This window comes from Lentzea terrae (assembly GCF_003265345.1).
Classification (GTDB): domain Bacteria; phylum Actinomycetota; class Actinomycetes; order Mycobacteriales; family Pseudonocardiaceae; genus Lentzea; species Lentzea terrae.
Genome location: NZ_QFWW01000002.1, coordinates 364,690 through 384,972 on the forward strand (window position 1 = coordinate 364,690; position 20,283 = coordinate 384,972).

The 20,283-nt window shown below is 68.6% G+C and carries 18 protein-coding genes; 8 read left to right on the forward strand and 10 right to left on the reverse strand.

From position 1 onward, the window contains the following. Window positions 1-172 precede the first annotated feature (172 nt). Together DI276_RS04945 and DI276_RS51840 are read right to left on the reverse strand one after the other, a co-directional pair. Window positions 173-1,399 (reverse strand): glycoside hydrolase family 47 protein, encoded by a 1,227-nt coding sequence (locus DI276_RS04945; RefSeq protein WP_232836453.1) that lies wholly within the window; start codon window positions 1,397-1,399, stop codon window positions 173-175. Between the two features lies 1 nt (window position 1,400). After that, window positions 1,401-1,559, reverse strand: a complete 159-nt coding sequence (locus DI276_RS51840) for a hypothetical protein (protein WP_232836454.1) — start codon at window positions 1,557-1,559, stop codon at window positions 1,401-1,403. Between the two features lie 245 nt (window positions 1,560-1,804). Between DI276_RS51840 and DI276_RS04950 the strand changes: the two genes are divergently transcribed. The 7 genes from DI276_RS04950 (at window position 1,805) to DI276_RS04980 (ending at window position 9,862) form a co-directional block, all read left to right on the forward strand. Further along, complete coding sequence (locus DI276_RS04950) at window positions 1,805-2,788, forward strand: LacI family DNA-binding transcriptional regulator (protein WP_112262063.1); 984 nt, start codon at window positions 1,805-1,807, stop codon at window positions 2,786-2,788. After that, window positions 2,785-3,816, forward strand: coding sequence for a class I mannose-6-phosphate isomerase (locus DI276_RS04955; protein ID WP_232836455.1), 1,032 nt, complete (start codon window positions 2,785-2,787; stop codon window positions 3,814-3,816). The genes DI276_RS04950 and DI276_RS04955 overlap by 4 nt, the downstream gene beginning before the upstream one ends. Beyond that, a complete protein-coding gene (locus tag DI276_RS04960; protein WP_112262065.1) occupies window positions 3,813-4,577 on the forward strand; it encodes an ATP-binding cassette domain-containing protein in 765 nt (254 codons plus the stop codon). The genes DI276_RS04955 and DI276_RS04960 overlap by 4 nt, the downstream gene beginning before the upstream one ends. Next, the gene (locus DI276_RS04965; RefSeq protein ID WP_112262066.1) at window positions 4,577-5,611 is read left to right on the forward strand and encodes an ABC transporter permease; all 1,035 of its coding nucleotides are present in this window, start codon (window positions 4,577-4,579) and stop codon (window positions 5,609-5,611) included. The genes DI276_RS04960 and DI276_RS04965 overlap by 1 nt, the downstream gene beginning before the upstream one ends. A gap of 17 nt (window positions 5,612-5,628) precedes the next feature. Further along, window positions 5,629-6,603 (forward strand): ABC transporter substrate-binding protein, encoded by a 975-nt coding sequence (locus DI276_RS04970; RefSeq protein WP_112262067.1) that lies wholly within the window; start codon window positions 5,629-5,631, stop codon window positions 6,601-6,603. A 185-nt stretch (window positions 6,604-6,788) separates the two neighbouring features. Then, on the forward strand, window positions 6,789-8,312 hold the full coding sequence (locus tag DI276_RS04975) for an alpha/beta hydrolase (protein ID WP_112262068.1): 1,524 nt from the start codon (window positions 6,789-6,791) through the stop codon (window positions 8,310-8,312). A 14-nt stretch (window positions 8,313-8,326) separates the two neighbouring features. After that, on the forward strand, window positions 8,327-9,862 hold the full coding sequence (locus DI276_RS04980) for an alpha/beta hydrolase (RefSeq protein ID WP_112262069.1): 1,536 nt from the start codon (window positions 8,327-8,329) through the stop codon (window positions 9,860-9,862). Here the strand turns inward: DI276_RS04980 and DI276_RS04985 are convergent. The 3 genes from DI276_RS04985 to wecB are packed head-to-tail and all read right to left on the reverse strand — an operon-like array spanning window position 9,847 to window position 13,465. Then, the gene (locus DI276_RS04985) at window positions 9,847-10,452 is read right to left on the reverse strand and encodes a hypothetical protein (protein ID WP_112262070.1); all 606 of its coding nucleotides are present in this window, start codon (window positions 10,450-10,452) and stop codon (window positions 9,847-9,849) included. The two genes, DI276_RS04980 and DI276_RS04985, sit on opposite strands and share 16 nt — an antisense overlap. Next, entirely contained in the window at window positions 10,449-12,212 is a 1,764-nt protein-coding gene (locus tag DI276_RS04990; RefSeq protein ID WP_198680461.1) for a DUF2334 domain-containing protein, read from the reverse strand. Before DI276_RS04990 ends, DI276_RS04985 begins: the two co-directional genes overlap by 4 nt. Then, complete coding sequence (wecB, locus tag DI276_RS04995; protein WP_112262071.1) at window positions 12,209-13,465, reverse strand: non-hydrolyzing UDP-N-acetylglucosamine 2-epimerase; 1,257 nt, start codon at window positions 13,463-13,465, stop codon at window positions 12,209-12,211. Before wecB ends, DI276_RS04990 begins: the two co-directional genes overlap by 4 nt. Window positions 13,466-13,783: 318 nt before the next feature. Between wecB and DI276_RS05000 the strand changes: the two genes are divergently transcribed. Then, window positions 13,784-15,100, forward strand: coding sequence for a glycosyltransferase family 2 protein (locus DI276_RS05000; protein WP_112262072.1), 1,317 nt, complete (start codon window positions 13,784-13,786; stop codon window positions 15,098-15,100). Here the strand turns inward: DI276_RS05000 and DI276_RS05005 are convergent. From DI276_RS05005 to DI276_RS05025, 5 genes are all read right to left on the reverse strand, one after another. Then, on the reverse strand, window positions 15,097-15,750 hold the full coding sequence (locus DI276_RS05005; protein ID WP_112262073.1) for a response regulator: 654 nt from the start codon (window positions 15,748-15,750) through the stop codon (window positions 15,097-15,099). The two genes, DI276_RS05000 and DI276_RS05005, sit on opposite strands and share 4 nt — an antisense overlap. Then, window positions 15,741-17,225, reverse strand: a complete 1,485-nt coding sequence (locus DI276_RS05010; RefSeq protein WP_157984523.1) for a sensor histidine kinase — start codon at window positions 17,223-17,225, stop codon at window positions 15,741-15,743. Before DI276_RS05010 ends, DI276_RS05005 begins: the two co-directional genes overlap by 10 nt. A gap of 209 nt (window positions 17,226-17,434) precedes the next feature. Next, window positions 17,435-18,043: a hypothetical protein gene (locus DI276_RS05015; protein WP_112262075.1), complete on the reverse strand. Its 609-nt coding sequence runs from the start codon at window positions 18,041-18,043 to the stop codon at window positions 17,435-17,437. Beyond that, window positions 18,040-18,984, reverse strand: coding sequence for a methylmalonyl Co-A mutase-associated GTPase MeaB (gene meaB, locus DI276_RS05020; RefSeq protein WP_112262076.1), 945 nt, complete (start codon window positions 18,982-18,984; stop codon window positions 18,040-18,042). The genes DI276_RS05015 and meaB overlap by 4 nt, the downstream gene beginning before the upstream one ends. Window positions 18,985-18,993: 9 nt before the next feature. Then, window positions 18,994-20,184, reverse strand: coding sequence for an acetyl-CoA C-acetyltransferase (locus DI276_RS05025; protein ID WP_112262221.1), 1,191 nt, complete (start codon window positions 20,182-20,184; stop codon window positions 18,994-18,996). Between the last annotated feature and the right edge of the window lie 99 nt (window positions 20,185-20,283).

Sequence of the window (20,283 nt, forward strand, 5' to 3'; positions counted from 1 at the left end):
AGCCCCGTCCGGCCACCCGAGCAACCACGCTGGAAGGCGACACCACCGCGAGCACCAAAGGGCTGGGCCGGGGTGCCACCGCCGCCGCTCCGGCACCCCGGCCCAGGTGAGACCGGGCCTGAACACCGCCGCCGCCAAGTTGCGGAGCTCAGAACCCGGAGTCTCGAACCACCTACCGACGCGCCCCCAGGAAGAGGTTGCCCTCGGTGGACAGGTAGTGGTTGGTGTAGTCGAAGCGCCGTGCGTCACCGAAGATCAGCCAGTAGTACTTGAGCTGCTCCGACCACCAGTACCCAGGACAGAAGTCGCCCTGAGCCCCGGTCGTCACGTCGCGCAGGATCGTGTAGCCGTAGTTGGTGCGCGAGGTCCGCTTCATCTCCTGGTAGTGCCGGTGGGCGCGCGAGCGGTACACCTCGTCGCGCGTCGCCAGCCACAGGAAGAACGCCGCATCGGCGTACTCGGGGCGGAGCTGGTTGCCCACCGAGGTCGGGCGCAGGGAGGTGTAGTTGATGCCCTCGGGCAGCACGCCGTAGCGGTCCTGCACGGCGGTCCAGGAGTCGTGGTACGCCCGGCCGCGCCGCACGTCGCCGCTCTCGGCCAGCAGGCCGCCGAAGAACGCGGCGAGCTCGCTCTGGGTTCGCGCGTCGCGACGGCCGGTGAAGGCGTCGACTTGGGCGAACCACAGGCGGCCACCTACGACGTCGGTCTGCGAGCGCAAGATCCCGCGCAGCAGTACGTCCCACCACTGTTTGAGGTCGCGGTCGCCGAACAGGTGCCAGCCGTCCCACAGGTATTCGTAGTAGGAGTCCGCGGGTGGGCCGATCGTGGCGAAGCGGTTGCGCCAGGCGCCCGTCTCGGCGTGCACGTCCCAAGGCAGGAGATCCACAGAAGTACGGCGGTCGAAGGTGTACTTGAAGGCCTTCTTGGCTGCGTTGTAGTACTTGCGGTCGCCGGTCCACCGGGACAAGGAGCCGAACTCGGTGATGTACGTGCCGGTCTCGGCGAGGTTCGTCTCGGGTGAGGAGACGGCACCGGAACGCAGATTCACGTAGCGGTAAGGGATTCCGGTCGGCGACTTCGTGAAGGCGACCAGCAGCCGGTCGCCCAGGTCGCGCGCCAGGGCCAACAACGCGGAGTCGCCGCTCACGTGGTACGCGGAGAGCAGGCCGCCCAGCATGCGGATGTTGGTCTCGAAGACCTGGAACGGTGCGTTCACGTCGAAGGACAGATGAGACTTGACCCAGCGGACGCCCTCGGCGAACTCGGCGTCGAGTTCCATGAGCCACAACGTGTCCAGGGCTTCCACGACGGTCAGGCCCATCGGGTGGCCGGGGACGAAGAACTCCTCGAAACCGCCGGACACCGGCTTGATCTGGTCGTGGCCGAACGCACGCTCCACATTAGGACCGCCAGGCCCAGCGGGTCTCGTTGCGCACGTCTTCTGCGACGGTTCGCCAGCCGTCGGGTGGTGGTTGAGCAGCAGCGACACCGGGCACGCCGGCGGCAAGTCCGGCGGCTCCGAGGAGGCTGAGAACGCTTCGGCGTGGCAGGTCACGCATGGCTGATCTCCCCTCTGGCTGACAACGCTGTCTGTCACCCGATCCTTGCGGTGTGCACGGGGAAGAGGTCAAGACCACCGCGGTCACCTGTCCGGTTCGGGACACCATCCGGCGAAATGAAGAGCCGCTTGACCGGTTCCGGAACGGTTGACAACGAGGTAAAGGCGAGGTGAGATACGGCCACTATGACAACGTTGTCCCCCAGCGGACCGGCAGCCGGTCAGCGCAAGGTCCGTCGCGCGACGATGAACGACGTCGCGCGGCTGGCGGGCGTCAGCATCAAGACCGTCTCGCGCGTGGTCAACGACGAACCAGGTGTACACCCGTCCACCGCCGAGCGCGTGCTGGCGGCCATCGACCAGCTCGGGTTCCGGCGGAACCTGAGTGCCCGCAACCTGCGCCGTGGTTCGTCCACCGGCACGATCGGGCTGGTGCTGGAGGACGTCGGCAACCCGTTCTACTCCGGCGTGACCCGCGCTGTCGAGGAAATCGCCAGGCTCAGAGGCAGACAGGTGATCTCCGGGTCGTCTGACGAGGACCCCGGCCGCGAACGGGAGCTCGCGCTGGAGTTCTGCAGCCGCAGGGTCGACGGCCTGCTGATCGTGCCCGCCGGGCTGCAGCACAGCTATCTGGTGCCGGAGATGCGCGCGGGCACGCCCGTGGTGTTCCTGGACCGCCCGGCGGGCGACGTCGTGGCGGACACCGTGCTGGTGGACAACATCGGCGGCACCGTCGAGGCGGTCACCCATCTGGCTGCACATGGCCATCGCCGCATCGCGTTCCTCGGGGACGCGCCGGACATCTTCACCGCCAACGAACGCCTGCGCGGTTACCGCGAGGGCTGTGTGCGTGCGGGCATCGGATACCACGAGGAACTCGTGGCGATGGGGCCGCACGACGAGAGCACTGTGGTGACGACGCTGCAACGGCTGCAGAGCATGCGTGATCCCGCGACGGCGATCGTGGCCGGCAACAACCGCATCACCGTGCACATCCTGCGAGCGCTCGCGGGCGTCGCCGAGAAGCCGGCGCTGGTGGGCTTCGACGACTTCGAGCTCGCCGACCTGCTGTCGCCGCCGGTGACCGTGATCGCACACGACGCGAGCGCACTCGGCAAGGCGGCCACCGATTTGTTGTTCGCCCGACTGGACGGCGACAACTCACCACCGCGCCGCGTCGTGCTGCCGGTGCGCTTGGTGCCACGAGGATCCGGGGAGGTCCACGCGTGAGTTCTGGTGTGCTCCACCAGCCTGTCAACCTGCCGGCGAACCAGCCGAAGCAGTTCTACCGCGGCGGTGACGCGATCGCCGCGTTGCGCGGTGGCACGAGCGGTGACTTCGGACCCGAGGACTGGGTGGCCTCGACGACGACGCTGTTCGGCCGCAGCGATGCCGGGTTGACAACGTTGCCGAACGGCATCCTGCTCCGCGACGCCGTCGAGGCGGACCCGACCGGGTGGCTCGGCCCCGACCACGTGGCGAAGTTCGGCGCCGACACGGCGTTGCTGGTGAAGCTGCTCGACGCGGGCCAGCGCCTGCCCGTGCACTGCCACCCGTCCAACGCTTTCGCCTCCGCACACCTCAACTGCCGCCACGGCAAGACGGAGGCGTGGATCGTCGTCGGCACGTCCGGCGCGGACCCGACCGTCTACATCGGATTCCGCGACGAGGTGCCCGCGGACAAGATCGCCGAGTGGGTGGCCACGCAGGACACCGCGGCGATGCTGGACGCGCTGAACCCGGTCGGCGTGCGGCCGGGCGACACGGTCTTCGTGCCGGCCGGTGTGCCGCACGCGATCGGCGAGGGCGTGTTCATCGTCGAACTGCAGCAGCCCACGGACTTCTCGGTGACGCTGGAGTGGCAGGGCTTCCTCGCCAACGCCGACGTCGGCCACCTCGGCCTCGGCTACGACGTCGCATTGGACTGCGTCGACCGGCACGGCTGGGGCAGCCGGCTGGACAAGCTCGTGCGCCAGACGTCCGAGAAGTGGGCGCCGTCGGTCGACCTGCTCGGCCACGACGCGGACCCATTCTTCCAGGCCGACCGCCTGCACGTGGAGGGCTCCTCCGCACTGGAGCCGTCGTTCGCCGTGCTGGTGGTGCTGGAGGGGTCAGGCCAGCTCGGTGAGCTGGAGGTGCACAAGGGCAGCACCGTCGTCGTGCCGCACGCGGCCGGAGAGCTCGGGCTGACCGGTGACCTGGTGGCGATCCGCTGCCGACCGCCCGTACTGTCCACAGTGGAGGATGTGTCGCCATGAGCGAGCCGTTGCTGGAGGCTCGTGATCTCACGAAGAGCTACGGCACCGTGGAAGCTCTCCGCGGTGCCTCGTTCACCGCCCACCCCGGCGAGGTCGTGTCGCTGATCGGCGACAACGGCGCGGGGAAGTCCACCCTGGTGAAGTGCCTGTCCGGGGTGGAGCAGCCGACCAGCGGAACCCTGCTGTTCGAGGGCAAACCCCTGACGCTGCACTCCCCCAACGACGCCCGCGACCGCGGCATCGAGACGGTGTTCCAGGACCTCGCGGTCGCGCCGGACCTCGACCCGGCCGCGAACATGTTCCTGGGCAGGGAGATCCTCAAGTCCGGCCCGCTCGGCTGGCTGGGCGTGCTGGACAAGAAGGCGATGCGCCGGCAGGCGGCCGAGCACTTCACCAGGTTCGGCGCGACGCTGCAGAGCATCGACGTGCCGATCGCGGCGCTGTCCGGTGGTCAGCGCCAGTCGGTCGCGGTCGCCCGGTCGGTCGCGTGGGCGTCGAAGCTCGTGTTCATGGACGAGCCGACCGCCGCACTCGGTGTCGTGCAGCGGGAACGCGTGCTGGACGTGATCAAGCGCGTGCGCGACGAGGGCATCGCCGTGGTGCTGATCTCGCACAACATGCCCGAGGTGCTGTCGGTCTCGGACCGGGTCGAGGTGCTGCGCCTAGGTCGTAGAGTCGCCCGGTTCAAGGCCGCCGACACGACTGTCGAAGAGCTCGTCGGCGCGATGACCGGCGCACTGTCGCAGGAGGACGTCGCGTGATGACCAATGAGAAGACAACGTTGTCATCTCTCTCGGACGAGCAGCGCACGCCGCTGATCAAGCGACTGACCGGCGCGAACACGCTCTGGATCGGCCTGGTGCTGCTGTTGCTGGTCGCGGTGTTCGGCGCGATCCGCCCGGACGCGATCTTCCAGGTCACCACGCTGCAGTTCCTGCTGGCGGAGACCGCGGTGCTGCTGGTGCTCTCGGTCGGCATGACGTTCGTGATCATCACCTCCGGCATCGACCTGTCGGTCGGTTCGGTGCTGGTGTTCGCGAGCGTGAGCTCCGCGATGGCGATGAACTCGGTGTCCGGCGGCGACGCGACGAACGCAGGCTGGGGCGTGATCGCGTTCGGCCTGCTGGTGGCGGTCGTCAGCGGCGCGGTGTGGGGACTGCTCAACGGCCTGCTGATCTCCCGCGCGAAGATCCCTCCGCTGATCGTGACCCTGGGTTCGTTCGGCGCGGCGCAGGGCGCGGCCCTGTTGCTGAACAACGGTTCCAACGTCTCCGGCATCCCGGACAAGCTGAACCGCACCTTCGGCTCCGGCACGTGGTTCGGCATCCCGAACATCGTGATCGTGGCCGCGATCGTCACCGCTCTCGGCGCGCTTCTCCTGTCCACGACGCGCTTCGGCCGCTACACCTACGCGGTCGGTTCGAACGAGGAGGCGGCCCGGCGCGTGGGCATCTCGGTGCGCGGCCACCTCACGAAGGTCTACCTGCTCGCGGGCACCCTCGCCGGTCTGGCGGGCTTCATGGGCAACGCGTTCTTCCGGGTCGCGGTCGTCACCGGCCACGAGACGGACAACCTGAACGCGATCGCCGCCGTCGTACTGGGTGGGACCAGCATCTTCGGCGGTACGGGTTCGGTGCTGGGCACGGTGTTCGGTGTGTTCATCCCGGCGGTGTTGGAGAAGGGCCTCGTGATCATCGGGGTCAAGGAGTTCTGGCAGCCGATCGCCGTGGCGATCGTGCTGGTGGCCGCCGTGTGGCTGGACCAGACACGGCGGCGGGCGCGCAACCAACGTTAGGGAAAGGTGCTGGACCAATGAAGATCCGCTCCGCAGTGGCCGTGTCGGCCGCTTTCCTGCTCGCCGCGTGTGGCGGAGGCGGGCAGATTGGTGACTCGGGTTCGGGCAACGCTGCCGCGAACAAGAAGCTGGTGCTGATTCCCGGCATCACGGCGGAACCGTTCTACATCTCGATGCAGTGCGGCTTCGAGGAGGCGGCCAAGGCGGCCGGCTACGAGACCGACACGCAGGCCCCCTCCAAGTTCGACGCGGCCCAGCAAACCCCGATCGTCACTGGTGTCCTGGCCTCGAAGCCCGCGGCGGTGCTCATCGCGCCGACCGACGACAAGGCCATGGCCGGCCCGATGAAGCAGCTCAAGGACGCGGGCATCAAGGTCGTCGAGGTCGACACCAAGCTGCAGGACACCTCGATCGCCTCGTCCACCATCTCGTCCAACAACGAGCAGGGCGGCAAGCTCGCCGCCGAGACGATCAACAAGCTCACCGCCGGCAAGACCGGCTCGGTGCTGGTGCTCAACACCAAGGCCGGCACGTCCACGACCGACGCCCGCGCCAAGGGCTTCGAGGACGAGATCAAGAAGTACCCGAACCTCAAGTACGTCGGGCAGCAGTACACCGACAACGAGGCCGCCACCGCGGCGTCGAAGGTGACCGCGACGCTGGCCGCGAACCCCGACCTGATCGGTGTGTTCGCCACCAACCTGAACTCCGGCGAGGGTGCGGCGACCGGTCTGCGCAACGCCGGCAAGACCGGTGCGGTGAACCTGGTCGGCTTCGACGCCTCGCCCAAGCAGGTGGAGGACCTGAAGGCGGGCTTCGTGCAGGCCCTGATCGCCCAGGACCCCGGCACGATCGGCAAGCAGGGTGTCGAGCAGGCCGTGGCCGCGATCGACGGCAAGGCGAACAAGCGGAACATCGAGACCGACCTGGTCGCCATCACCAAGGACGACGCGGAGAAGAACTCGAAGTACTTCTACAAGAAGGCCTGCTGATCTCACGAGCAACCGCAGCAGGGCCGTCCCGTGCGAGGGGCGGCCCTGCTGCGCTGTATGACGAACGTCATCAGGGTTTGGCCGGGTCGGCGTAAGACCCAAGTTGTAGGCGGTCGCCATCCTTAGGCCGATGCTCGGGCACCCCTCGACGCGATGAGCTGGTAGCTCATCGGAGGGGGAACCGAATGCACCGCAAGAAGATCGCGGCGGCACTAGTCGCCGTCACCGCCACCTCGCTACTCATCGCACCACAGGCGCAAGCAGCCACCCAGACCATCAACTGGCAGAAGTGCTTCGACACACCGCCTCCCGGCTTCCCACCGGGCTCGGAACGGTTGGAGTGCGGCCAGTTCACCGCGCCGATGGACTGGAACAACCCCGGCAACGGCAAGACCATCACGATCGCGGTCAGCCGGCTCAAGCCGACGACCGGCACGGCGAAGACCACGGTCTTCACCAACCCCGGCGGACCGGGCGGGGAAGGGCGCACGCTGCCCCTGGTCTACCTCGACCGCCCGAAGCTCAGCGAGAACGCCGAGATCATCGGCATCGACCCGCGCGGCACCGGCGCGAGCAGCAACGTCACCTGCGGCTTGTACCAGGCGTTCGGCGCGACGGACCCGCGTGACCGCAGCAAGGCCAACCTCGACCTGATCTACGGCGGCATGGAGCTGCAGGCCAAGTTCTGCCAGACCAAGTCCGGCGAGCTCGGCCGCCACGTCACCACCGAGCAGACGGTGAAGGACCTCGACCTGCTCCGGCAGATCCTCGGCAAGAAGAGGGTCAGCTGGCTCGGCTACTCCGGTGGCAGCTGGATGGGCGCCTACTACGCCACGTACTTCCCGAAGACGGTCGACCGGATCGTGCTCGACTCCAACGCCGAGTTCACCGGCCCGTGGCAGGCCGTGTTCGACGACTGGGGCATGGGCTTCGAACGCCGGTTCCGCGTCGACTTCCTGCCGTGGGTGGCGAAGTACGACCACGTCTACCACCTCGGCAAGACCGGCGAGGAGGTCCGCCAGGTCTACGAGCGGACCCGCGCGAAGCTGGCCGAGCAGCCCGTCACGCTGCTGGAGGGCACCTACTACCCGGTCACGCTGGACTTCGTGCTGCGCGGCTCCATCTACGTCAAGGAAGGGTTCGACGGCGCCGCCCAGACGCTCGCCCGGCTGGCCGGTGTCGCACCCGCACAGCTCGCGGCGCAGGCGAGCTACCCGGACGCCGGTTTCGGCACGCTGCACGCGATCCTGTGCAACGACACGCCGTTCCAGGGCGGCCGGAAGTACCTGGAGCGCGACGCGGTGCGGGACGGCGCGAAGTGGCCGCTGTTCGGCTACTACCAGCTCATGGGCACGTGCGCGTACTGGGACCGGCCGAACGTGCAGCTCGAGCAGCCCACCGGAATCGGCGTCGCACCGACGTTGATGGTGCAGTCGGTGCGCGACCCGGCCACGCCGCTCGAGGGCGCGCAGAAAGCGCACCGGAACTTCAAGAACTCCGTCCTGCTCACCGTCGAGGACGAAGGTGACCACGGCATCTACGGGTGGAACAACAAGTGCGTGAACGACATCGTCGAGCGCTACCTCGTCGACGGCGTGCCACCCGCGAAAGACCTGTCGTGCCCGGGAGTTCCGCTGCCCGAGCCCGGCGGCACGACGGGCAACGCGCTCGTGCAGGCGCGGCAGCTCGCCACCCAGCTCGGTTGGTAGAGGAGGGGAAACCGATGCAACGCAAGAAGATCGCGGCGGCGTTGGCCGTCGTCACGGCAAGCTCACTGCTCATCGCGGCACCTGCGCAGGCCGACACCGGCCTGGCTCGCCAGGAGATCAAGTGGCAGCGGTGTTTCGACCCGGTACCGCCCGGCTTCCCGCCCGGCGCGGAACGTCTTGAGTGCGGTCAGTTCACCGCGCCCATGGACTGGCACAACCCGCGCAACGGCAAGACGATCACGATCGCGGTCAGCCGGCTCAAGCCGACGACCGGCACGGCGAAGACCACCGTGTTCACGAACCCCGGCGGACCCGGCGGCGCGGGCCGCACGATGCCGCTCATCTACCTGGACCGCCCGAAGCTCAGCGAGAACGCCGAAATCATCGGCATCGACGTCCGCGGCACCGGTGCCAGCAGCAACGTGACGTGCGGCCTGTACGACACGCTGGGCTCGACGGACCCGCGTGACCGCAGCAAGACCAACCTCGACCTCATCTACGGCGGCATGGAACTGCAGGCCAAGTTCTGTCAGACCAAGTCCGGCGAGCTCGGCCGCCACATCACCACCGAGCAGACCGTCCGCGACCTCGACCTGCTCCGGCAGGTCCTGGGCCGCAAGAAGGTCGACTGGCTCGGCTACTCCGGCGGCAGCTGGATGGGCGCCTACTACGCCACGTACTTCCCGAAGACGCTCGACAAGATCGTGCTCGACTCCAACACCCAGTTCACCGGGCCGTGGCAGGAGGTGTTCGGCGACTTCGGCATGGGCGTCGAGCGGCGGTTCCGCGTCGACTTCCTGCCGTGGGTGGCCAAGTACGACCACATCTACCACCTCGGCAAGACCGGCGAAGAGGTGCGGCAGACCTACGAACGGACCCGCGCGAAGCTCGCGGAGCAGCCCGTCACGCTGCCGGACGGCACCTACTACCCGGTCTCGCTGGACTTCGTGCTGTTCCAGGGGCAGTACAGCAAGTACGCCTTCGAGACCACCGCACAGAAGTTCGCCGAGCTGGCGGGCGCGGTGCCCGCGCAGCTGAAGGCACAGGCGAGCTACCCCGACGCCCTGCTCGGCACGCGTTACGGGATCCTGTGCAACGACACCCCGTTCCGCGGTGGCCGCGAGTTCCTGGAGCGCGACGCCGCCAGGGACGGGGCCAAGTGGCCGTTGCTGGGCTACTACCAGATCATGGGTCCCTGCGCGTACTGGGACCGGCCGAACGTCAACCTCAAGCGCCCCACCGGAATCGGCGTCGCACCGACGTTGATGGTGCAGTCCGTGCGCGACGCTGCGACACCGATCGAGGGCGCACGCAAGGCGCACGCCGGGTTCGCCGGCTCCCGGATGCTGACCGTGCAGGACGAGGGTGACCACGGCATCTACGGGTTCGACAACAAGTGCGTGAACGACATCGTCGAGCGCTACCTCGTCGACCGCGTCACGCCCGCCGGTGACCTGTCCTGTCCCGGCGTGCCGCTGCCCGAACCCGGTCAGCAGCAGGCCGGTGTGCTGGAGCAGGCTCGCGAGCTGGCGGTTCAGCTCGGCTGGTGAACCTCCAGCACCACCTCGGACAAGGTGGTGTACCAGGGACTCTCGGTGAACCGGGGGCCGGTTTCCTCGCCCAGGTAGAGGTCGAGGTGCCGGTCTCCGCCGAGCCCCGGCGTGAACTCGTCGCGGATCTCCCAAGACGAGGACACGAGCTTCTGGCACACAGCCCCGTCGACGGGCGTCTGTCCACACGAGACGAGCTTGATCCGTGCTCCCCGTCTGAGCCCGTCGGCAGCCGCGGAGACGAAGGGCTGCAAGGGCTTGCCGAACGCGTCACGCGGCGCGGAGTCGAGCCAGTAGCCCTTGTCGTGGGACCAGTTGAGGTACCGGCCGGAGGTGGTCCGGCCGGTACCTTCGTCCTCGACCGCCTCGGCGAACGACTGCGGGAACGTGCCGAGCAGGTCGTTTCCGTTCTCGCAGTCGATGACCGGACAGCCTCGGACAGGCACCGAGGGTCCACTGTGGAACGACTCGACCGCCGTGTAGTAGACGGTGACCTGCCATCCGTCCGTCGAACTGGAAGCGGACGGACCGGCAGCACACCCGGCCAGGACCAGCACCGCCCACCACCAGCGCACCGAACCTCCAGTCACCCCGCCATCACGGTGCCGACGGAGACGAACGTGTAGCCCGCGTTCTTCAACCCCTGCACGGTCTGCTGCAGGTACCCGGTACCGAGGTACGGGTGGTAGAAGAAGCTCGCGACCCCATCATCGACCACCTTGAGCTGTTGCGCCGTCCTGACCAGGTCGACCGGCAGGCGAGCCGGGTGGTTGTTGAACGGCTCGGGCTCGACGTTGCCCACCGCCTCGGGCGCCACGACGGAGCCGTAGACGTCGCGGACCAGGTACGGGAAGTACTGGCCGTAGATCTTGTCGTACTGCGGCGTGCCGGTGCCGCACGCGCCACCGGGGCAGTACCCGCCGAAGTACAGGCCGCGGTCGTAGCGCTTGCCGAAGTTCTGCTGGATGACCTGGTAGTCCACGGCCGACGCGGCGTAGTGCGGCGGCTCGAAGATGGTCGGCCTGGCGAAACCGGCCTGCGCGAACGTCGTCGTCGACGAGTTGATCCGGCCCTGCATCCACTCGGCCGAGTCACCGGGCACCGGGCCGTCGTAGATCACGCTGTCGTTCTCGTTGACGTGGGCCGTGTAGAACTCGAAGTCGTTGCCGCTGCGGCCGTCGTACGGGTTGACCAGGTTCCCGAACTGGTGCGTGTAGCCGTGCATCAGGATCGTGCCGCCGCGGTTCTGCATGTACCGCAACGCGTTGACGACCTGCGGCCGCTCCGCCAGGTTCGCGAACTCCGCCACCCCGTTGTTGTCGGCGCCCAACGGGTTGGCGTAGCGCGGATAGGCCGCGATGCTGAACGGGATGCGTTGCGAGAACAGGTAGTCCGCGATCGCGCGCAGCTCGTTCGGGTCGGCGTCGGGGCCGACGTCCTCGATCCGCACCAGCGCCCGCTTGCGGTCGGCCATCGCCGGGTTCGAGACCTTGCTGATCAGGTCGGCGGCGGCCAGGTAGCGGTCGCCGTGGTCGACGTAGCTGAACGGGATCTCGCCGATGTAGGTCAGGTTCCTGGCCTTGGTCGCCCAGTTGATCGGACCGACGGCGGACCCGGTCGCGATCGCCGGTGCCGACGCGATCGCCGGATCGGTGATCGAGGTGATCATCAGACCGGACGCGGTCGCGAGCGAGTTGCGGCCGAGGTCGGTGTTCTCGTACCGGACGGTGGTCGCGGCACCCGTGTCGTACTGCACCCAGTTCCAGCCGTAGGTCGCGGCGAAGTTCGGCGCACGAGCGGTGAGCTGCCAGATGTTGTGCGCCATCCACAGCACCGGCTTGGTGGTCGCCAGCACGTCGTCCAGGAACGCCACCGGGATCGGCTCGTCGTAGGTCGAGCCGATGTAGATCACGCCGGTGTAGCCGGCGAGCTCACCCGCGGTGTACGAGCCGACCGGGTGCATGACGTACGGGCTGCCGTGCGAGACGAGGTTGCCCGTCTGCACCGCGTACGCCTCGCCGAGCCACGCCCACGGACCGGTGTTGTCGTAGAGCACCAACGTCTTCTGCGTCGACCGCGCGCCCGGTGCGCCGCCGCCGTTCGTGCCGGCCGCTGCGGCCTGGGTGGCGGCCCCGAGCACGGTCGAGATCACGCCGGGCTGCGTCGTGCGCTTGCGAATGCGAGGGCTGGTGGTCGACGGCGTGGTGTCCGGCGTCGGAGGTGCCGGCAGCACGCTGTCGACGATCTCGCCGAGCTTGAGGCCGAGCGAGAGATCCGCCTGCGCGGGCGCGGGAACCATCGAGACCGCGAGGGCAACTCCCACGGCCGCCTTGAGAAGTCCGGCCTTCATGCCACCTCCACCTCTCCGGACGTGCGCAGAGTCGCGCTGCCCGCGTAAGGAGCGAACTCAACGGGTCGTTGCTGCTGCAGGCCCAGCAGCCAGGCCAATGCCTGTTCGGTGCGCACGGAGGCAAGCCCGTCGCCGAACGGGTTGCCCTCGGCGGTCATCGCCTCGCGCGCGGAGGGGTTGTCGAGCAACCGGAGGGTGAGCGCGGTGATCCGCTCGCGGTCGGTGCCCACGAGCACGGCGCAGCCCGCGTTGACGGCCTCCATCCGCTCGGTCACATCCCGCAGCACCAGCGCCGGAACGCCGAACGACGGCGCCTCCTCCTGGATGCCGCCCGAGTCGGACAGCACCAGCGTGCACTGCGCGAGCAGCCGGGCCATCTGCGCGTACGGCAGCGGGTCGGTGACCGTGACGCGCCCGATCCCGCCCAGCACCTGCAGAACCTGGTGCCGCACAGCCGGGTTCGGGTGCGCGGGCAGCACGATCTCGACGTCGGGGCGGGCGGCCACGACGTCGGCGACCGCGTGCAGCACGCGGTCGAGCGGTTCACCCCACGACTCGCGGCGGTGCGTGGTGACCAGCACGAGCCGCGACTGTCCTGCGTGGACTCTCGCCTCGACCTCCTGCAGCCGCAGGTCCCCGTAGGGCGCACGCCTGGCGGCGACGTCGAGCACGGCGTCCACCACGGTGTTGCCGATCGTCAGGACGTTGTTGCCCTGCAACGACTCCGCCGCGAGGTGGGCGGTGGCGGCCGCGGTCGGCGCGAGGTGCAGCGACGCGAGCTGGCCGACCATCTTGCGGTTGCCCTCCTCGGGGAACGGCGAGGTCAGGTCGTACGAGCGCAGCCCGGCCTCCAGGTGCGCGACCGGGATCCGGTGCCAGAACGCGGCGAGCGCGCCGGCGAGCGTCGTCGTCGTGTCGCCCTGGACGAGCACCGCGGCCGGCGAGCGTTCCGCGTAGAGCCGGTCGAGTTCCTCGATCAGCTGGCTGGTCAGCTCGGCCTGACCGCCCGTGGCGCGGTTCAGCTCGAGCCGGACGTCCGACGCGAAGCCGAACGACTCCAGGGCCTGGTCGACCATCTCCGGGTGCTGCCCGGAGTTCACCAGCACGGGCCGGATGCGTCCGCCCGCGAACATCGCGGCGGCGACCGGTGCCAGCTTCACCGCCTCCGGACGAGTTCCCGCCACGAGAAAGACCTCGGGTACTTCTCCCCGATCGAACTGCCGTGGGCCGGGCACCAGGGCACTTGGTCCCATCTTTTACCTCTCCGGACAGCGACTCGGTCATCGGCTCGAGCATCGCTGACAATCATTTGACAACCGCTCCGCGCGGGTACCGCCATTTCGGTGATTAGCTTGACGAACTTCGTGTGTGAAGCTCCATTCGTCCCCGATATGGCCGGTTGACGCTCCGGCCCACCAGCCCTAGTCTCGCCCTCGAACACCAGCTCCTGGCCTTGCTGTCTGGTATCTCGGACCTGCTCGGTGCATCGTTACCGGAGCGAGAATGACTCAACTTCACATCCGGTTCGCTGTTGTTGAGAGCGCAACCGCTTTTGTAGACAGGTTTGTGTCATGAGGGACGCGACACAATTCGCGACGTTCATGCTCGTCTTGCTCGTGTTTTGGCCCAGTTACAACCTGGTGCTCGCGCTGTTCGTCTGGTGGCGACCGAAACCGGGTGGACCGGACGTTCCTTCGCGGCATCCGCTGCAGTACTGGATCATCATTCCCGCGCTGAACGAAGAACGCGTTGTGGCTAACACCGTGCGTTCAGCGCTGGCGTTGGACGGCGCACGCACGCCGGTCCAAGTCGTCGTCGTGGACGACGGCTCGGACGACCGCACGCCGTACGTGCTGGCCGAGATCGACGACCACCGCCTGCACGTGCTGCGGCGGAACCTCCCCGATGCCCGGAAGGGCAAAGGTGAGGCGCTGAACCACGCCTACCGGTACATCCGCGGCATCGCCGAGACCGACGGCACGGTGCACCGCACGATCGTCGGCGTGATCGACGGTGACGGACGCGGTGAGCCCGGCATGCTGACCGAGATCACGACGTACTTCGGACGGCGCGACGTGGGCGCCGTGCAGTGCCGCGTCCGCATCCACAACCGCACCAACCTGCTGGCGTTCCTGCAGGACCTGGAGTTCAGCTGCGTCGTGGACGCCGCGCAGTCGTTGCGGGACGTCGTCGGCACGGTCGGCCTCGGCGGCAACGGCCAGTTCGTGCGGCTCGCGGCGCTGATGGACCTCGGCGACGCGCCGTGGTCCGCCTGCCTGGTCGAGGACCTGGAACTGGGCCTGCGCGTGCACCTCAAGGGCCGGCGGATCCGGTACGCCACGCACGCGACGATCACCCAGCAGGGCCTGGTCGACGTGCACCGCCTGCTGCGTCAGCGCACCCGCTGGGGCCAGGGCAACCTGCAGTGCCTCGGGTACGTGCCGAAGCTGGTGAGGGCCAAGAACGTGGGATCGGTGGCACTGCTGGAGTTCCTGCAGTACCTGCTGACGCCGTGGCTGGTCGCGCCGATGACGTTGCTCATCACCGCGTTGGTGGGCGTCAACTTCTACGCACAGGTCAGCGGCCAGAACATCGGCGGTATCACCGCGAGCGGCTCAAACAGCTTGCTGGCGCTGGGAATCTGGCTGGTGGCACTGGTGCTGCCCGGCCTGATCTGGGGCGTGGTGCACCGGCTCCGGCACGGCGACGAGCCGTTGTGGCGGTGCCTGCTCGTGGGTCTGGCCTACCCAGCTTTCCTGATCCTGGGCTCGATCTCCACGTTGCGCGCGCTGTACCGGCACGTCGCGGGACGCAACTCGTGGGCGAAGACGGAACGGTTGGTGGAGAAGGAAGTTCCGGTCGCAAAACCGGTGCCGAAAGCCGCTTAGAACGCGCCGGGGTGGGTGCGTCTGCGTCGGGCCGCGTAGACCCCCGCCTCGGTTCTGCGGTCGAAGCCGAGCTTGTGCAGCAGCGACGACACGTAGTTCTTCACGGTCTTCTCGGCGAGGAACAGCCGGTTGGCGATCTGCCGGTTCGTCATGCCCTCGGCGATGAGGTCGAGGATCCGGCGTTCCTGCGGGCTCAGCGCGGCATACCGCGGATCTTCCTCCGGCCCGCCTCTGAGTCGTTGCAGCACGGTCGCCGTGACACCGGCGTGCAGCAGCGAACCGCCGGTCGCGAGCGTGCGGACCGCGGCCACGAGATCGTTGCCGCTGACCTCTTTCAGCATGTACCCGGACGCGCCGGCCATGATCGCGCCGAACAACGCCTCGTCGTCCGAATAGGACGTGAGCATCAGGCACGCCGGCGCCGGTTGCACGAGACTTCTGATCTCGCGGCACACCGTGACGCCGTCGCCGTCGGGCAACCGGACGTCGATGATCGCCACGTCGGGTTTGAGCCTGGGGGCCAACGTGATCGCGGCGGCGGCGCTGTCCGCCTGCCCCACCACGTTGACGTCGTCGGCCTGCGCGAGCAACTGCACCAGCCCGCGCCGCACGATCTCGTGGTCGTCCACCAACAGCACTGCTATCGCCATCTCGCCTCCTGCAGCACCAATGGCGCGAACCACGTGATGCTCACGCCCGCACCGGGGATGGAGTCCACCGCACAGTCACCGTGATGGCGCCGCGCCCGAGCCGCCATGTTCGCGAGTCCCCCGGCGTGGTGTGGCACGCCGCAGGAATCGTCAGTCAACGGCAAGCCGCGCCCGTCGTCCTTCACGGTGAGCTCCAAGCGGGTCATCGTGCGGTTGACGCTCACGGCGACAGCCACGTGCCGCGCTCTCGCGTGGCGCACAACGTTCGTGAGCGCCTCTCGCAGCGTGGCCAGCAGATCGGGCCTGAGTTTGTCCGGCACCACGGTGTCGAGTGGCCCCTCCAGTGACACGTCCGGCTCGAACCCCAGCAACCGCGCCGACTCGTGCACCGCGTTGAGCAACTGGCCGCGCAGGCTCGTGCTCCCGGACGGTGGTTCCTGCAAGGAGAAGATGGTTCGGCGGATCTCGCGGATCGTGTGGTCGACCTCCTCCACGAACCCGCTGATCCGTTCGGTGAGCTCGACGTTCGACCCGGTCAGGCCCTGCAGGCCCAGCCCGAGCCCGAACAGCCGCTGGATGACCAGGTCGTGCAGGTCCCTGGCGATCCGGTCGCGGTCCTCCAGCACCGCGAGTCGTTCGGTGTCGCCCCGCGCCCGCGTGAACTCGAGTACGAGCGCTGCCTGGGCGGCGAAGGCCTCGATCAGGTCGAGGTCGTCGAACTGCGGCTCGGTCCTGCGCCTGGCGAGGATCAGCACGCCGGTCCTGCGGTCGCCCACGGTCAGCGGCACGACCGCGCACGGCCCCGGGACCGTCGGGACCCTGCCTTCCTCGTGGCACTCCGCCTGGCCGGACTCGTAGACGCGGTAGCTGACCGTGCCGTCCTTGGGGACCCGCATGCCTTCGGCGTCGTAGGTGCCGCCGTCGGTCACCTCGATCACCAGGTCGCCGTTGTGGTCCGGCAGGGCCAGCGCGGCGAAGTGGGCCTTCGCGGTCTGCCTGGCCGTGGCGGCCACCAGGTAGAGGGCGTCTCTGCCGTTGGTGCCGGTCAGGAGGTCAGCGGTCACGTCGGCCGCGGCCCTCAGCCAGACCTCGCGCTTGCGGGTCCGCTCGTAGCGGTCGAGGTGGCCGATGGCCGAGCCCGCCGCCGTGGCCAGTGCCGTCAGGACGTCCCGATCCTGGTCGGTGAACTCCGCCTTCCCGGACAGGAAGAGGTTGCCGAACGTCTCGTCGTGCACCTTGATCTGGGCGCCCAGGAAGTCCGCTACGCCGATCGAGCGCGGGTCACCGCTCGTGATGTGGGGCTGGCCGTCGGTGTGCTCCAGCAGCTCGCGGTGACCGTCGATCACGGCGAGGGCTCCGTACGGGGCCTCGATCAGCTCGCAGGCGGACTCCACGACGTGGCGGAGCAGCTCGGGAAGGGTGTCGTCGTCGGCGAACGACAGCACAACATCCAGCACGCGCTGTTCTGTGCTCATGTTGCCGCCCACGGCTTCACCCCTTGGGGGGAGAGAAGTGACACCGTACGAACCGACTGAGGGTAACTCCTCTGCGTAGTCAAAGGGGAGCCCATCACCGCAAACGGTGAGAACCGGAACTACTCAGAGTAGACCGTCAAGTTCACGCCTGGGCCTCGCGAGAGCCTGAGGGGCACGCGGAGCGCCCGCGTGCCCGTAAATGTCACCCGTTAGTGGAGGCCTACCGTGAAGCCCTCGTCGATGACGCCGCGGTAGATCTGCGGCGCGAACGTGCGCAGGCCGTGGTCGAGCGGGCCGATGAAGCCCGCCGAGTCGCCCAGCGGGAGGCGGTAGCCGTTCTGGACGCGGTGGAACTCCCACAAGGGTTCCATCGTGGGGTGTGCTGGGCGGAACCGTTGTGGGTCGCGCGGGTGCAGGTCGACCCGCACCAGAGTGCGCCTGACCAGGGCGTCTGCCAGCTGGACCGCGCGTTCCTGGGTGCGCGAGATCGAGATGGCGCCCAGCTCCTGCCAGGCGACCGCCCACGGCATGCCCTGCGGGTCGTCGAGGCGGATGCCCTGCGGTTCGATGATCAGCTTGCGCGGGCGGGAGATGGTCTTCCACTTCACGACGGCCATCACGCCGATGCCGGTGAAGGCGATGCCGATGACGGCCGCGATGCTCCCGCCGACCGGTTCGCCGTCCACGAACGCCGACACAGCGCCGACCAGGGCGAGGATGCCCAGTGCGCCGGCGACCGAGCCACCGATGAGCACCTTGCGGGTGTCGCTCTTGCCGAGGTCGACGACGACAGGTGGCGGCGGTCCCCAAGCGGTCATGACCGCAGGTTACCGCTGATCAACTGCTCCGCCGCGGCGAACGGGTCCAGCTCACCGGACACCACGCGCTTGGCCAGCTGGTCCACCGGGCCGAACCGCGTGCGCATCCGTTCCACCGCGATCGCCTCGATCTCGGCGCCCGCGCGACGCAGCCGTCGTTCTTCCAACTCGCCGTGCGAGGCCATCCACTCGTGGTGCTCGGCGATCGCCTCGACCACGCGGTCCAGGCCCTCCATGCGCGCGGCCACGGTTTTCACCACCGGCGGGCGCCACAGCGGCCCCTCCCGTTCGCGCCGGCCGAGCGAGATCATGTACTTGAGGTCGCGGGCGGTCTGGTCCGCGCCGTCGCGGTCTGCCTTGTTGACCACGAAGACGTCCGCGATCTCCAGGATGCCCGCCTTGGCCGCCTGGATGCCGTCGCCCATGCCGGGCGCGAGCAGCACCAGGGTCGTGTCGGCGAGCGCCACGATCTCGACCTCGGACTGACCGACGCCGACGGTTTCCACCAGGATCACGTCGAAACCCGCCGCGTCGAGCACGCGCAACGCCTGCGGAGTGGCCCAGGACAGGCCGCCGAGGTGTCCGCGCGTGGCCATCGAGCGGATGAACACGCCGGAGTCGGTCGCGTGGTCGCCCATCCGCACGCGGTCACCCAGCAGCGCGCCGCCGGAGAACGGGCTGGACGGGTCGACGGCGATCACCGCGACCCGCTTGCCCTGTTCCCGGAACGCTTTGACCAGCGCGTTGGTGGAGGTCGACTTGCCGACGCCGGGAGCGCCGGTGATGCCGACGACCTGGGCGCTCCCCGTGTGCGGTGCAAGGGCCGCGGCCACCTCGGGCAACGCGGTGCTCCCCTGCTCCACCAGGGAGATCAGCCTGGCGACCGCGCGCGGTTCGCCGTCACGCGCGCGGTCGACCAGTCCTGCTACATCAACAGCCACGCCAAGACACTAGGCCTTGGCAGGCACGCGGATGATCAGAGCGTCGCCCTGACCACCACCACCGCACAGCGCCGCGGCACCCACGCCGCCACCACGCCGCTGCAGCTCCAGAGCGAGGTGCAGGGCGATGCGGGCGCCGGACATGCCGATCGGGTGGCCGAGCGCGATGGCGCCGCCGTTGACGTTGACCTTGTCCTCGGAAATGCCGAGCTGCTTGGTCGACACGATGCCGACCGCCGCGAACGCCTCGTTGATCTCGATCAGGTCGAGGTCGGCGGGCTCGATGCCCTCCTTGGCGCAGGCGGCCTTGATGGCGTTGGACGGCTGCTCGTGCAGCGAGGCGTCGGGGCCGGCGACGACGCCGTGCGCGCCGATCTCCGCGATCCACTCGAGGCCCAGCTCCTCGGCCTTGGCCTTGCTCATCACGACGACCGCCGCGGCACCGTCGGAGATCTGCGAGGCCGAGCCCGCGGTGATGGTGCCGTCCGCGGCGAACGCCGGGCGCAGCTTGCCGAGCGACTCGGCGGTCGTGTCCGCGCGCACGCCCTCGTCCGTGCTGAACAGGATCGGGTCGCCCTTGCGCTGCGGGATCGCGACCGGCGCGATCTCCTCGGCGAAGACGCCGTTCTCCGCGGCCTTCGCGGCGAGCTGGTGCGAACGCGCGGAGAACGCGTCCTGCTCCTCGCGGGTGACGCCGTAGCGGCCGTTGTACTTCTCGGTCGACGAGCCCATCGCGACCTGGTCGAACGCGCAGAACAGGCCGTCGTGCGCCATGTGGTCCTGCAGCGTCACGTCGCCGTACTTGAACCCGCTGCGCGACTTCGGCAGCAGGTGCGGCGCCTGCGTCATCGACTCCTGGCCACCGGCCACGACGACGTCGAACTCACCGGCGCGGATGAGCTGGTCGGCCAGCGCGATCGCGTCGATGCCGGACAGGCACACCTTGTTGATGGTCAGCGCGGGCACGCTCATCGGAATGCCCGCGGCGGCCGCGGCCTGACGGGCGGGAATCTGGCCCGCGCCGGCGGTGAGCACCTGACCCATGATCACGTACTGCACCTGCTCGGGAGCGACCCCCGCGCGTTCCAGTGCCGCCTTGATCGCGACGCCACCGAGCTGGGCGCCGGAGAAATCCTTGAGCGATCCGAGCAGTCGCCCCATCGGGGTGCGCGCCCCGGCGACGATGACGGAACCGGACACAGCTGCCTCCATGGAAGAGCGAACGGTCGTTAACTAGGCACCATACCTGCGGCTACTGGGCGGTAATCGTGTGAGACCCCGCACAGGGGCACCTGCACC